General features: G+C 35.6%; 9 protein-coding genes. All 9 read left to right on the top strand.

Annotated features, from left to right (window positions below; all coding sequences use genetic code 11):
• Nucleotides 1-147: 147 nt before the first annotated feature.
• The 9 genes from AB674_RS18535 to AB674_RS18500 all read left to right on the top strand — a co-directional run bounded on the left by AB674_RS18535 (nt 148) and on the right by AB674_RS18500 (nt 15,239).
• Nucleotides 148-2,949, top strand: a complete 2,802-nt coding sequence (locus tag AB674_RS18535) for a triple tyrosine motif-containing protein (RefSeq protein WP_047778774.1) — start codon at nt 148-150, stop codon at nt 2,947-2,949.
• A 241-nt stretch (nt 2,950-3,190) separates the two neighbouring features.
• On the top strand, nt 3,191-6,265 hold the full coding sequence (locus tag AB674_RS18530) for a SusC/RagA family TonB-linked outer membrane protein (RefSeq protein WP_047778773.1): 3,075 nt from the start codon (nt 3,191-3,193) through the stop codon (nt 6,263-6,265).
• A gap of 11 nt (nt 6,266-6,276) precedes the next feature.
• Complete coding sequence (locus AB674_RS18525) at nt 6,277-7,776, top strand: RagB/SusD family nutrient uptake outer membrane protein (protein ID WP_047778772.1); 1,500 nt, start codon at nt 6,277-6,279, stop codon at nt 7,774-7,776.
• A gap of 12 nt (nt 7,777-7,788) precedes the next feature.
• Nucleotides 7,789-9,402, top strand: a complete 1,614-nt coding sequence (locus AB674_RS18520; protein WP_047778771.1) for a PKD domain-containing protein — start codon at nt 7,789-7,791, stop codon at nt 9,400-9,402.
• A 56-nt stretch (nt 9,403-9,458) separates the two neighbouring features.
• Nucleotides 9,459-11,114 carry a family 16 glycosylhydrolase gene (locus AB674_RS18515; RefSeq protein WP_047778770.1) on the top strand — a complete coding sequence of 552 codons (1,656 nt, stop codon included), beginning with the start codon at nt 9,459-9,461 and terminating at the stop codon, nt 11,112-11,114.
• Nucleotides 11,115-11,238: 124 nt separating this feature from the next.
• Nucleotides 11,239-11,997, top strand: coding sequence for a family 16 glycosylhydrolase (locus AB674_RS18510; protein WP_047778769.1), 759 nt, complete (start codon nt 11,239-11,241; stop codon nt 11,995-11,997).
• 331 nt (nt 11,998-12,328) lie between these two features.
• A complete protein-coding gene (locus tag AB674_RS18505; RefSeq protein ID WP_047778768.1) occupies nt 12,329-12,913 on the top strand; it encodes an RNA polymerase sigma factor in 585 nt (194 codons plus the stop codon).
• Nucleotides 12,914-12,965: 52 nt separating this feature from the next.
• A complete protein-coding gene (locus AB674_RS22890; RefSeq protein WP_165579396.1) occupies nt 12,966-13,109 on the top strand; it encodes a hypothetical protein in 144 nt (47 codons plus the stop codon).
• Between the two features lie 1,068 nt (nt 13,110-14,177).
• Complete coding sequence (locus tag AB674_RS18500) at nt 14,178-15,239, top strand: tetratricopeptide repeat protein (protein ID WP_047778767.1); 1,062 nt, start codon at nt 14,178-14,180, stop codon at nt 15,237-15,239.
• Nucleotides 15,240-15,256: the final 17 nt, after the last annotated feature.

Raw genomic sequence — 15,256 nt, 5'->3', positions numbered from 1 at the left:
TTAGTTAATGAGATTGATCCAAATCTTAACAATTTACAGCTTGGTTTCTCATTTTTTAATATTGGTTTTTTTATTAAAAAGTTATTGTATCAGTATAAAATAAGCTATTTTAGAGCAGTTTTTATAGTAAATTAATACCATTCCAGTTTGAAATCAAAATTACATCTGCTATTTGTTTTGGTCAGCTTTACGGTGTTTTCGCAAGAGCTGCCGCCAATTGTAAAATATCCGCCCATCGTTTATGGTGCCGGAAATCAAAGTTGGATGATCTCTCAGAACGAGCAAAATTACCTGTATTTTGCCAACAACGAGGGGCTTCTGGAGTTTAATGGTACCAATTGGAAATTATATCCGACGCCAAACGAAACCATAATGCGTTCGGTAAAAGTAATCGACAATAAGATCTACACAGGTTGTTATATGAATTTTGGCTATTGGACAAGACAGCCAAACGGAAAATTGACGTATACATCGCTAAGTGATACCATTAAATCAAAAATTCTGGACGACGAACAGTTTTGGAACATTCTAAAATACGATCAATGGATTTTGTTTCAGTCTTTAAATAGAATTTATATTTATGATACAAAAACAAAAAACTTCAAAATCATTTCGCCCGAAAAAGGGGTTATAAAATCGTTTAGTACCAAAAATTCGATTTATTATCAAACCGCAAACGAAGGTCTTTTTGAAATTGAAGCCGGAAAAGGAAAACTAATTTCAGATCATCCCGTTTTTAAAAAATATACTATTGTTAATGTTTTTACACTTGACGATGGTTTATTAGTTCAAACCCAATTAGACGGATTTTATAAGTTAACCGGAACTGCATTAACACCATTTAAAACCGCTGTAGATGCAGATTTAAAATCAAGTTTTGTGTACAGCAGTCAGCGTTTGCAGGATGGAGGATATGCTTTAGGGACCGTTTCAAATGGGATTTATATTCTGTCAAAAGAAGGGCAATTAAGATACCATATTTCGCAAAGTAAAGGTTTGAGCAACAATACCGCCCTGTCTTTGTTTGAAGATAAAGATCAAAATGTATGGGTGGGTCTTGATAATGGAATTAATTGTATCAATCTGCAAACACCGGTACATAATTTTACAGACGACACCGGAGTTTTGGGAACCGTATACGCATCGATTACTTATAATGGAATGTTGTATGTAGGAACCAATCAGGGATTGTTTTGTAAAAAATACCAAAGCAATGGAGATTTTCAGTTTATAAGCGGAACAAAAGGACAAGTTTGGTCGCTGTTTGTTTATGATAATACGCTTTTTTGTGGGCACGATTCCGGGACTTTTATCGTGGCGAATACCTCAGCAAGAACTATTTTCTCCGGTTCAGGAACCTGGAAATTTGAATCCGTTCCGAATGCGAAAAACCAGTTAATACAAGGGAATTATTATGGGATTTCGGTTTTAGAAAAAGTAGGGAATCAATGGCAGTTTAGAAATAAGGTTCAGGGATTTGATTATTCTTCCCGTTATTTCGAAATAACAAATAATCTGGAGGTTTATGTTAGCCACGAATACAAAGGGATTTTTAGATTTAAACTGGATAAAAACCTTTTAAAAGCAAAAGAATTCTATGCCTATTCAGCCCCGAAAAAAGGAAAAAATGCAAGTTTAATAAAATTCAATAATTCGATTTATTATGCTTACAAAGGAGGGATTTTTAAACTAAATCCTGCCACAAAACAATTTGAAAAAGAGAAAGTACTAAGTTCTATTTTTGAAAAAGACGAATATACTTCCGGTAAATTAATTGTAGATAATTCCAACAGAATATGGCTTTTCTCTAAAAACTACATTCATTACTTCTCTGCCAGCAAACTTAGCAATCAGTTAAAACAAAACATAATTCCGATTCCGTCCTCTCTGACCAATTCGATGTTAGGTTTCGAGAATATTACACAAATTTCAAAATCAACTTATTTAATCGGAACTACCGATGGTTATTATATGCTGGATATTGATGATTTAAGTTTTAAAAACTATACCGTCCTGATCTCAGAAATTTCAATAAATAAGCAAAATCAAACGCTGAAGGATGTTGTGCTCAATGAAGAAGGACGTTTTAAATCGAATGAAAATAACATTACCTTAAACTACACCGTTCCCGAGTACAACAAATACATCAACACAGAATATCAATATTTACTAGAAGGATTTCAAAACGATTGGAGTGAATGGAGTACAAAATCGTCGGTTAATTTTAAAAATCTGGCACCGGGCAAATATACATTCAAATTAAAAGCTAAATACGCCAATACGATCCTGCAAAATACAGCGGTTTATACTTTTGTGGTTTTAAAACCTTGGTATTTAACCTATCTGGCTTACTTTATTTATTTCCTGCTAATTCTTATTCTGGCCTACTTTGTAAACAAAACCTATCGTAATTTTTACCGAAAGCAAGAAGAGAAGTTAATCGAAGAAAACAATCTTTTGCTGGAGATAAAAGAACTGGAAAACGAGCAGCAACTCATGAAGTTAAGAAACGAACAGCTGTCGCAAGATGTCGATACTAAAAACAGAGAGCTGGCCGTTTCGACTATGAGTCTGAATAGTAAAAATGAACTTTTGGCTTTTATCAAAGAAGATTTAAAGAAAACGGCTCAGGACGATACTAAAAACATTAAATCGGTAATCAGAACTATAAACGATAACATTACCGAAGAAGATTCGTGGAAGGTTTTTAAAGAAGCATTTGATAGTGCCGACAAAGATTTTCTAAAACGAATTAAGCTTTTACATCCCTTATTAACACCCAACGATTTGCGCCTTTGTGCTTATTTACGATTGAATCTTTCTTCAAAAGAAATTGCTCCCTTGTTTAATATCTCCGTTCGGAGTGTGGAGATAAAAAGATATCGTTTACGTAAAAAAATGGATTTACAGCACGAAAATGGCTTAGTAGAGTACATTCTGGCTGTATAGGAAACCCAAGAGCGCCCCAAAACACCTATACATCACCACAACATTAACGTTTTGTTGTGCATTTTCGATGTAAATGTTAAAAAAATTAACATTTGTAATTTACAGTTAAATAAGGGTTTGTTTTATGATATCTTAAAAATTAGTCTTATTTTTTTATGATGTATGTTTTTTGTTGAGGTTAATTTTGGGTTATTGTTAAAAGGATGCGATAAATTTAACTTTCAATAAAAACTAACTAATTATGAAATCTAAATTATTACTAATGGTATTGTTACTGTTTACATCTTTTGCATTCTCGCAGACTTTTGATGTAACCGGAACAGTACTGGATGGATCAGGTTTATCATTACCTGGTGTGAATGTAAAAGTTAAAAGTTCATCACAAAGTACAACCACAGACTTTGATGGATCTTTTAAGCTCTCAGGTGTTCCAAAAGGGACTATAATTGTTTTAAGTTATATTGGTTTTCGGACGCAGGAAGTAGCGGTTGCGGGACCTAAAATAACCGTGAAATTGAGTGAGGATGCCAGATCACTGGACGAAGTTGTTGTGATTGGTTATGGTAGCCAGAAAAAGAGAGAAGTAACGGGAGCAGTAGCGGTTCTGGACAGCAAAACACTTGATATTTTAAAACCAGCAAGAATTGAACAAGCTTTACAAGGAACTATTTCGGGAGTAAATGTGACCACACAATCAGGTTCGCCGGGAGCTCCGTTGGATATCCGTATTCGTGGTATTGCCACTAATGGACAAAATTCACCTACAGTAATTATTGACGGTTATGTCGGCGATTTAGGAATTTTAAACCCAAACGATATTGAGACTATTACTGTTTTAAAAGATGCTCAGGCCGCCATTTACGGGACGATTGGAGCAAACGGAATTATTTTAGTAACGACCAAAATGGGGAAGAAAAATTCTAAAACCAAAGTTTCTTTCAACAGTTACACCGGATTTCAGGAAACATCCAGAAAAATACAAATGTTGAATGCCACAGAATATGCTTTATTGTTAAACGAAAGTTATACCAATGGGGGAAAACCGGTTCTTTACCCGAACGTAAGCGGTTTAGGCAAAGGAACCAATTGGCAGGATGAGGTTTTTAAAACAGGAGTGCCTATTCTCAATAGCGATTTGACTATTTCGGGAGGTTCAGAAAAAATCACGTATTCGGTAAGTGGTTCTCACTTAGATCAGGAAGGTATAGTGGGCGGTGATAAATCAGGTTTTTTAAGAAACACAGCCAGGATAGCCCTTAGTGCTGATTTAAGCGAAAAATTCAAATTAAGAACCAATGTTATTTATACGTATTTCACCAGAAAAACATTAAATGAAAATGGATTAGGATCGGTTTTGTTTAATGCCTTAAACGTGCCTGCAACAATGACTCCTTATGATGCTAATGGTGAACTTACCAAAGTACCTATAGCCGGATTTGGAAACGAAATTATAAATCCACTAGCACAAATTGAAAATACTTATAATGACTATAATTATAAAAAAATCAATGGAAATTTTGGCTTGGATTATAAAATTTTTAAAGGATTTACGTTATCGTCTTCTATAGGTTTTAATACCTCTAACAGTGAATCAAAAACTTTTGCGAAAAAACTTTTGTACTGGATTAATCCTAGTGATAAAGTATTTGACGTATTGAGAAGTTCGGTTAATCAGGGTGCAACGAATGACAATGACTATTCATTTGACCTTTTTGGAACTTATACGACTAAAATTGCAGAGCATCATAATATTGTCGCTACAATAGGTAATACCATCTACAAACAATGGGGAAACAGTTTTAATGCTACCGGTTTTGATGTTCCGAACAATTCCTGGGAGTATGCCGACATTAGTTTGACAAGAGGAGTGCCGGTCGCGGTCAATACAGCCGGATATGTGTACGATCAAAGAAGGCTTTCTTATTTTGGAAGAGTGCAATACGACTACAAAGGAAAATACTTGTTTTCGGCTATGATCAGACGTGACGCCTCTACTAAGTTTGGTCCTGGGAACAAAGTAGGTTATTTTCCCTCTCTTACCGCAGGGTGGGTGATCTCTGACGAAAATTTCTTTGGCAAATCTGAAACATTTAATTTTTTAAAGTTCAGAGCCAGTTATGGTACGCTGGGGAATGATCAGATTCCAAATTACGGCTATATCTCTCTGTTAAATGGTGAAGCGACCTATGTGTTTGGAGGTTCTTTGGCCAGTGGCCAGGCAACAGGACAAGTGCCAAATCCTGATTTAAAATGGGAAGAGGCGAAAAAATTTGATGCAGGTTTAGATTTAAAACTCTTTAATGACAAAGTTTCGATCGTTGCCGATTACTTTATTGATACGAGAAAAGATTTGTTGATTCCCAATGTTCCTGTTTCAGGAATTAATGGTACCGGAGCACCTGGTGCAAGTCCGCCAACAGTGAATGCAGGTACCGTTAGAAATTCCGGGTTTGAATTTTCAATAGATTATAAAGAAAAGTTTTCTAATTCCTTTTCATTAAGTGTGGGATACAACGTGACGTTTTTGAAAAACGAAGTGCTGGAAGTAAACAATGGTACCGGATTTATTCCCGGAGGAGCTTTTGGAGTAGGGCAATTGGCGCCTTCCCGTATGGAAGTAGGTAAACCAATTGGTTATTTTTATGGCTATAAAACCGATGGGATTTTTCAGAATCAGGCAGAAGTTGCAGCGCACCCTTCTCAATTAGCGTTGGGGGCCAATGCGGCGCCGGGAGATCTTCGTTTTGTTGATGTTAACGGTGATGGAAAAATTGATACTCAGGATAAAACAAATATTGGAGACCCGATTCCGGAAGCGACAATGGGATTCAATTTACAACTGAATTATAAAAACGTAGATTTTGCGCTCTTTACTTTTGCCTCTGTTGGAAATGACATGGTAAGAAACTACGAAAGAACCGTTACAAACGCCAATCGTTTAAATTATGTTTTAGATCGTTGGACCGGAGAAGGGACCAGTAATTCGACACCAAGAGTTACAACAGGAGCTACCGCAAACAATGTTTTCTCCGATTATTTTGTTGAAGATGCTTCTTATCTGAGAATTCAAAACATACAGATAGGATATTCACTTGACCCGAAAGTAACGCTCAAGGCAGGAATAACAAAACTAAGACTGTATGCAGGAGTAAATAATCTGTACACTTTTACAAAGTACAAAGGTTTTGATCCCGGAGCTTCTTTTGGACCTCAAAATAGAGACGGAGTATCACAATCTCCTATTGGTGCCGGAATCGATTATGGATTCTATCCCGTTCCAAGAACCTATTTGTTAGGCTTAAACATTAATTTTTAATTTTTATTAAAATGAAAAAATATTTTTTTACAACAATAGTAATGGTAACACTGTTTTCAGCCGTAACGATTTCCTGTTCGGATGATTTTGTTGATCCCACTCCGCCATATTCCATCGATTCTGAGAATTATTTCAATTCAAAGGCCGATTACGATCAGGCTTTGATCGGAGCTTACGATTTACTTCAAGCCACATATGTAAATGTTTTATTGGGTGAAATAGCGTCAGACAATACACTTTGTGGAGGAGAAAGCCCAACAGATGTAATTGGTTTTCAGCAAATAGATGATATGATTCATACACCGACAAACAGTAACCTTAAAGATGTATGGGACTGGATGTTTGCAGGTGTTCAAAGAGCTAATTATATACTTGAATTTCAAAATAAAATAGATTTTGAAGGTAAAACACAACTTATAGCGGAGACCCGTTTTCTTAGAGCCTACTACCAATTTGAATTAGTGAAATGGTTTGGTGGTATTCCGATGAAAGGCGACGCGAGGTTTAAAATTGGAGATGAAACTAAGATACCACGTTCATCAGTAGCAGAAGTTTATGCTGCTATTGAAGCGGATTTGACTTTCGCGGCAGCTAATTTATCTCCAATACCTTCACAAAAAGGAAGAGTTACAAAAGGTGCTGCTCAGGCATTGCTTGGTAAAGTGTATTTGTACCAAAATAAATTTGTTCCCGCTGCGAATATTTTACAAACTGTAATCAATACAGGAGGTTATTCGTTACTGCCTAATTACAATGAAATATTTGAAGCAGAGCAAGAAAACGGAAATGAATCTGTTTTTGAAGTTCAATATACCGATGTTGAAGGAGCAGCTTTTACCTGTTTACAATGTAGTGAAGGAAACGTTGCCGTAGGTTTTAGCGGAGTAAGAGGTTATGACGGACCGCTTTACACATCAGGTTTTAGTTTTAATCTTCCAACACAGGAAAGTGCAAATGCATTTGCAGCAGGTGACAAACGCAAAGAGGTTGCCATTCTGGATATTAATGCCTGGGCTTTGGCAAATGCAAGTTATGATGGTGGCAACGGAATTAAATTCGGAAAAGGGAATGAAGACACCGGTTTCTTTAACAGAAAATACATTCCAAGAAAAAGAAGTACCAATTCTCAGGGAGATTTGAACCTGACAAATCCAAATAATTACAGAGCCATTCGTTATGCAGATGTTTTATTAATGGCAGCAGAAGCCTACAACAGAGGCGCAATCGACGATGGCAAAGCAAAAGAATACCTGAATCAGGTCAGAAGACGCGCTTTTGGAGACAACAATCATGATGTAAATCTTACAGGAGCTTCTTTGACGGATGTGATTTTGAATGAAAGAAGAGTAGAACTTTTCGGAGAAGGACACCGTTTCTTTGATTTAGTAAGAACCGGAAAAGCTGCTGGAACCATACCTGGTTTTAAAGCAAATAAAAACGAATTATTTCCGCTGCCGATTGAAGAAATCCAATTTGCTAATGGAAACTGGCCTCAAAATCAGGGTTATTAAAAAAAAGTAATTATGAAAAAAATACATTTTATTATAAGTCTTTTCGTTTTAGCCACACTTATAGGCTGTGCAAACGATGACGGTGGTACGATTGATTTAGATGGAGTTAGCGCGCCGGCAAATATTTCGGCTTTGACGACCGTAACACAGGATAATACCGGTAAAGTAACTTTTGTTCCTAAAGGCGAAGGTGCAACGCAATACAAAATCAATTTTGGGGATGGTAGCGCCGAATCGGCTTATGTAGCTCCCGGAGAAGGAATCGTACATACCTATGCCGAAGGCGTGTATCAAGCTAAAATCACTGCAATGGGAATTAACGGAAAAATCACCACAGTAGACAAAGAAGTGGTGGTTTCTTTCAGAGCTCCCGAAAATTTAGTGGTTCTTATTACAAATGATATCGCTATCTCTAAAAAAGTAACCGTTAAGGCAACAGCCGATTTTGCTTTGTTCTATGATGTTTATTTTGGAGAAGCAGGAAAACCGGACCCCGTTTCAGCAAACAATGGAGATCCAGTTTCCTATACCTATCAGCAAGCTGGAGTTTATACGATACGAGTTGTTTCAAAAAGTGCTGCAATTCAGACGACAGAAAAAACACAGCAGTTTGAAGCCATCCTTATTCTAAATCCGACCGCATCAGCGCCAACGCCTCCAAACAGACAAGCCGGAGATGTAATTTCGATTTATGGGTCTAAATATACTAACCTTGCCGGAGTCAATTATTTCCCGGATTGGGGACAAGCAAGCCAAGGCAGTAGTTGGAGTGAGTTTGATCTGAATGGCGATAAAATGCTGAATTATATCAAGCTGAGTTACCAAGGGATTGCATTAGCAGAGGGGACTTCTATAGATGTTTCCGGTATGGATTACATTCACATGGATGTTTGGACAGCCGATGTAGAGAAAATTGAAACTTCTTTAATTAATACAGCAAGTAAAGAAAGACCGGTTGTAAAAAATCTTACTGCAAATCAATGGACTAGTATAGACATTCCGATTTCGGCCTTTACAAGTCAAGATGGATTCATCGTGACCAATATTTTCCAATTGAAATTGGTTGGAACACCTTGGGCACAAGGAACGGTTTTTATAGATAATATTTATTTTTATAAAGAAGGTACGAGTTTAACCCCCGCTCCAACACCAACAAAAGCAGCCGGAGACGTTATTTCATTGTTTAGTGATGCGTATACCAATATACCAATGAGTACTTGGAGAACTTCATGGTCAAGTGCTGTATTGGAAGAGACCGCCATTAGTGGAAATGCAGTAAAAAAATACGCAGATTTAGATTTCGTAGGTGTTGAACCTGTTGCACCAATTGATGCCACTGCAATGACACATTTTCACGTAGATGTATGGTCTTCTGATTTTACAGAATTTAGAATAAAACTAGTCGATTTTGGAGCAAATGGCGTTTATAACGGAGCAGGAAGTGATGATGTTGAACACGAAATTAAGTTTACGGCACCCATACAGGGAGGCTGGGTGAGTCTGGATATTCCTCTCAGTGACTTTACAGGATTAACTACCCGAGGACATATTGCACAGTTGATCTATTCAGGAAAGCCTGCTGGAAGTCATACTGTTTATATTGATAACGTTTATTTTCATAAATAGAAAGTAAGTCTTATTGATTCATTTAAAGTGAATTTACATTTTATAAAAAAATCGAAATGAAAAAATATATTAAATACTTCGTGTTCCTTTTTGCACTACTGGCAATGAGTTGTCAAAAAGAAGATTATGCGTTTGGGGCAATAGACACGCCAACAAATCTTAAGATAACCGCTGAGATAGTAGGTAAGACGGCCGAGATGCCTTATGGTGACGGATCAGGAAAAGTTAATTTTAAAGCCACTGCAGATAAGGTTATTTCGTATAAATACGTATTTAGCGATGGTGGCTCGGAAAATGCACCGAATGGAATTTCTGAAAAGAGATTCAACACCACCGGAATTAATAAATACACGGTTACTGTTATTGCTTATGGAAGAGGTGGTGTCGCAACCAATATAACAATGGAGGTTGAGGTTTTTAGTGATTTTAAAGACGAGCAAGCCGTACAGTTCTTAACAGCAGGAACTTCTAAAAAATGGTATTGGGCCGCAGCAGAAGTAGGGCATTTGGGTGTAGGTCCAAATGATGACAATGTAGATAAAAACTGGATTCCGGATTACTACAAAGCCACTCCTTTTGAAAAAGCAGGCTCGCCAACGAGCAGCTGTTTATATGAAAACGTATTGACTTTCTCTTTAGTAGATGGACAGCTAAAATATCAGTTAGACAATGGCGGAGCTACATTCTTTAACGCTGCTTTTGAAGCTATCGGTGGCGGAAGTTCCGGTTCTGATGCTTGTTTGGCGTACGATGCGAGCGGAATTAAATCGGTTTTACTAGGTCCTTCAGAATCAGTAGTGATGAAAAACCCAAAACATGCCGAGCAAACCAGAGGAACGATGCTGAATTTCTCTGATGGAGGTTTTATGGGGTACTATATCGGACAAAGTTCTTACGAGATTTTATCAATAACCGAAAACAGAATGACGGTTAGAGCCGTAATGGGAGGCAACACAGCATTGGCCTGGTATCATACCTTTACCACAACACCGCCCAATCAAAATCCAACTACAGATTACACCAATTTAGTTTGGTTTGATGAGTTTAATACGGATGGAGCACCGGATCCTTCCAAATGGGTTTATGACTTAGGAAATGGTGATAACGGATGGGGAAATAGCGAAAAACAAAATTATACCAATGCCGCATCAAATGTAGTAGTACAAGGAGGGAACTTAAAAATCACAGCTAAAAAAGAAGCCTCAGGTGGATTCAATTATTCCTCTGCACGTTTAAAATCAGAAGGGAAATTTGATTTTACGTATGGTAAAGTTGAGGTTCGCGCCAAACTTCCAATAGGAGGAGGAACCTGGCCCGCCATCTGGATGCTGGGTGCCAATTATGCTACTAATGCATGGCCGGCATGTGGTGAGATAGATATTATGGAACATGTTGGAAACAGTCAAAACCTGATACACGGAACACTCCATTATCCGGGACGTTCCGGAGGAAATGCGAATACAGGTTCTAAAACCATTCCTAATGTATCCACAGAGTTCCATGTATATAAAGCGATTTGGTCACCTGCATCGGTAAAAATTTACGTTGACACAGAGTTGATTCACTCCGTTCCGAATGATGCCACTTTGCCATTCAATAAGGATTTCTTTCTGATTTTGAATGTTGCGATGGGAGGAACTTTCGGAGGTGCGATTGATTCTGCCTTTTCACAGTCGGCTATGGAGATTGATTATGTGAGAGTGTATCAATAGAGTAGCAATAAAGTAATTCGTTGGATGTGATTTAAAATAACAACAACGAGTTGAGTAGTAAGAATAAAAGAAGAAGGTCAGTTGCAGGCTGACCTTCTTAATTGTAGAAATTTAAAACGTACGTATGAAGAAAATAATCGTGTTGGTATTAATGAGCAGCTTTTGTTTTGCACAGCAGACAGACAGAAAGCTCATCTGGGAAGAAAATTTTAACAAAAAGAAAATAAACGAGACCTTTTGGAATTTTGAACTGGGAGACGGCTGTCCGGATTTGTGTGGATATGGTAATAATGAAAGACAGATTTATACCAAGACAAACCACGAAATAAAAGATGGAAATCTGATTATTGAAGCTAGAAAAGAAGGAAATAAGTATACATCCACTAAAATTACAACCAAAAGGAAAAAAGAATTTAAATATGGCAGGATAGAAGCGAGAGCAAAATTGCCTGTAGGTCACGGTTTATGGCCGGCATTTTGGATGTTGGGCGCTAATATTGATGAGGTAAAATGGCCAAAAACGGGAGAAATTGATATTTTAGAATACATCGGAAGAGATCCTCATATGGTGTATACAACCCTGCATACACAAGACAGTCACGGGAATACAATCAATACCAAAAGAACAGAATTTCCTAATATTGAAGAAGGGTTCCATGTATACGCAATAGAATGGTCTAAAGATAAAATTGATTTTTTTGTAGACACTACTTTAGTTTATACTTTTGATCCTAAGGTGAAAGATGAAAATACCTGGCCTTTTGATAAGCCCTTTTATATAATTGTCAATTTAGCGATCGGAGGTAACTTTGGAGGGCCTGAGGTTGATGATAGTATATTGCCTCAAAAGTACTATATCGATTATATCCGTGTTTATCAATAGTAATATAAGTACTATAAATAGTACAAAAAAATGAAGGATAACTTGTTTGTACTGAATGTTTTAACTTGTTATTCTTCATTTTAAATTGTTAAAGAAGTCGCTGTTATTTGGTGATTTTAAGCACTTTGCACCTAAAAATTACTTTTAATTTGCAATAGTGCCCTTTTTATTATTAATTAATTGTCGCTCTAATTTGCTTTTTAGAATAATAATTTGTTAAATTTGAACAGAATATTAACATAACTCACAAAAAAAGATCCGCCTATTACATAAAATTACTTTTTAGAAAAAATTACTCCAAATTTTAAACAGAAACTAAAAAAGTAGTATTATGGTTGATCTGCATATTCCAGACGCTCTATTAGTAAAAAATTATATCGAAGGCAACGAAACTGCCTTGGCGACACTAATAAAAAGACACGAATCTAAGATATATGGTTTTATATATTCGAAGATCGCTGATAGAGATATTTCAAATGATATTTTTCAAGATACTTTTATTAAGGTAATCAAAACCCTTAAAAGTAATTCCTATAATGAAGAAGGAAAATTTCTGCCTTGGGTAATGCGTATTTCGCATAACCTAATTGTAGATCATTTTCGTAAAACCAAAAAAATGCCCATGTACAGAGAAACAGAAGAGTTTTCTATCTTCTCTGTAATGTCGGACAACTCTTTGACAATCGAAAATAAAATGATCTTTGATCAGGTTGAGGTAGATTTGAAAAAGATAATCGAGGAGCTTCCTGAAGATCAAAAAGAGGTTTTGGTAATGCGCATGTATCAAGACATGAGTTTTAAAGAAATCTCAGAACTTACAGGGGTAAGTATCAATACCGCATTAGGAAGAATGCGTTATGCATTAATGAATTTGAGAAAAATAATTGACAAACATCAAATTATTTTAACCAACTAATACTATTTTGAGTATTAGTTCGTTATACTATAAAACAAATCATTTTAATAGTATGGCGAAAATTTACTCTAAAAAAGCGTTAGCTTCTAAAGACCTAAAACCTAGAAAAGAAGTTGTTTCTTTTTTATTAAGCTATTCACAAGCACTTTCTGTTGTGAAAGTGGAAGGCAAAAGTTTTGAGATAATAGCGAATTAAACTGCCCGGTACTTTTAACGGGATATATTTTAAAAAGAAAAACCAACTGGTCGTTTGGTTGAAAGCTCACTATAGGTATGTAAGTACAGCTAGTGAGTTTTTCTGTTTGTTTCAGGTTTTAAGTTTAAGGTTTCAGGTTTCAAGTTTTTGGAAACCGCAAAACTTGAATTAGTTTTACCTGTAGAATGAATAAGCCGATTAGTGGGTGATCTTTTTGCTACGAATTACAGCAATTGTCATGAATTGTTTTTTTGCCACAGATTAAAATGATTCGCACTGATTATTTAATCATTTTAATCTTTTAATCTGTGGCAAAATATAAACAAGCCACAGACTGAATAGTTTTATTATTTCTATTCAATAATTTTATCATTCCCCACAAAGAAAATTTAAGAGTCTGTTAAAACCAATAAGCCTGTCACTCTGAGCGAAGTCGAAGAGCACTCTGAGCAAAGCCGAAGAGCTCCCATAAACTCCACAATTTTAAAGTTTGATCCATTTGTCTTTTTAAAAAGAGCAAAATGTTCAAATAGGATCAAAAATATAATTCAATACTATTATTATAGTAAAATACTTTCTTATGTGTAGTGAATCATAAGTTATTACTTATTTTACCTAAAATGTTATATTTTAGTTAAAAAATTGCCCGTATTTTATTTGTGCATTCAGTTTTTAATTTTATTTTAGTTAAAAATAAATTCTTTTTAATAATTTATTGATTAAAAAATATTTATAGCTTAAATATTGTTAAAATGATATTTTTTCTATAATTATGATAAAGAAGTAATGCGATATGTTTAACCTGTAAAATGCTCAGTATGATAAAAAACTACCCTTTTTAATTTTTTAGTTTGATACACTTTTGAATCCACGAGAGGATATTAAAAGAAAGACACAATTTTGCTTAAAAGAAAGCCACCGGACATTGAGAAACCTTCGTTTTGTCTGGAATCATAAAGGATATTTTGTTTAAAATATTCTGATGGTAATTTTTTAAGCTGGCTTACTGCTAAAAATTGGTCGCAAAATTAGGCCCAAAATCTATTTTAAAAATCAAACTTAATCTCCATGAAAATAAAATTTATAATAGTATCCATACTACTGGTAAATGTTGGTGCGTATGCACAAAATGCACAAATAAAAGAAGCCCAATCTATTTTTGAAAAAGGTAATTCCCAAGATGCGATTACGATTTTGAATAAAACAGAATATCTTATTCTTAATGCATCTGATGAAGACAAATCTGATTTTTACTTTTTAAAAGGAAATGTATTAAAGGATTTAGCGACCAAAAATATAGATGCAGCCAATAACTTCACTCTGGCCTCGCAAGCCTATCAGGATGTTTTGTTATATGAAAACGAATCCGGTAAATACAAATCCAGTATAAAAGCGAATGCCGCACTAAAACAAATGAAATCTAATCTCGTTAATGGCGCGATGAATGATTTTAAAACTGGTAATTTCAAAGAAAGTGCAAAAAAGAGTTACGAGGTTTATTTGTTTGATAAAAAAGATACTTTGAACTTATATAATGCGGCCGCAGCTTCTATAAACGGAGAAGATTATGACTTAGCCATAAAATATTACGAACAGTTAAAAAAGATTAAGTTTTCAGGAAAAGGGATTCTCTATTTCGCTACAAACAAAAAGACAAAAGAAGAAGATACTTTTATTTCACCGAAAGCAAGAGAATCAGCTATTCAGGCCGGACTTTACGAAAAACCAAGAACGGAGTCTATTCCATCCAAGAAAACAGAAGTCAATAAGAACTTGGCTTATGCCTATCTGGAAAAAAAGGATTTCGCCAAAGCTGAAGTAATTTATAATAATGTATTGGAGTTAGATCCTAACAATATAGATGCGTATATCAATCTGGCATATTTGAAATTGGAATTGAAAAAGGTATTGGCAGACGAGATTGCGACTTTAGGTACCAGCGCAGCTGAAATGCAAAAGTATGACAAACTAAATGCTAAAAAAGATGATATAACCAGAAGTGCCATACCTTATCTTAAAAAAGCACTTCTTATTGAACCTAAAAATACGTCCGTTACAAAAACGCTTTTGGGAGTTTATAAATCACTTGATATGACCAATGAGTATAATTCTTTGAAAGGAGGGATGTAGAGAGGAATAGGTTTGAA

Source organism: Flavobacterium sp. ABG (assembly GCF_001027725.1).
Taxonomy (GTDB): domain Bacteria; phylum Bacteroidota; class Bacteroidia; order Flavobacteriales; family Flavobacteriaceae; genus Flavobacterium; species Flavobacterium cupriresistens.
Note: the sequence above shows the minus strand (reverse complement) of the source record. Positions and strands in the feature narration are given on the sequence as shown.

What these genes read in the sequence shown, in the direction of transcription:
- AB674_RS18510 (WP_047778769.1), top strand. Translation starts at nt 11,239, where the DNA reads ATGAAGAAAATAATCGTGTTGGTATTAATGAGCAGCTTTTGTTTTGCA.
- AB674_RS18525 (WP_047778772.1), top strand. Translation starts at nt 6,277, where the DNA reads ATGAAAAAATATTTTTTTACAACAATAGTAATGGTAACACTGTTTTCA.
- AB674_RS18515 (WP_047778770.1), top strand. Translation starts at nt 9,459, where the DNA reads ATGAAAAAATATATTAAATACTTCGTGTTCCTTTTTGCACTACTGGCA.
- AB674_RS18520 (WP_047778771.1), top strand. Translation starts at nt 7,789, where the DNA reads ATGAAAAAAATACATTTTATTATAAGTCTTTTCGTTTTAGCCACACTT.
- AB674_RS18500 (WP_047778767.1), top strand. Translation starts at nt 14,178, where the DNA reads ATGAAAATAAAATTTATAATAGTATCCATACTACTGGTAAATGTTGGT.
- AB674_RS22890 (WP_165579396.1), top strand. Translation starts at nt 12,966, where the DNA reads ATGGCGAAAATTTACTCTAAAAAAGCGTTAGCTTCTAAAGACCTAAAA.
- AB674_RS18505 (WP_047778768.1), top strand. Translation starts at nt 12,329, where the DNA reads ATGGTTGATCTGCATATTCCAGACGCTCTATTAGTAAAAAATTATATC.
- AB674_RS18530 (WP_047778773.1), top strand. Translation starts at nt 3,191, where the DNA reads ATGAAATCTAAATTATTACTAATGGTATTGTTACTGTTTACATCTTTT.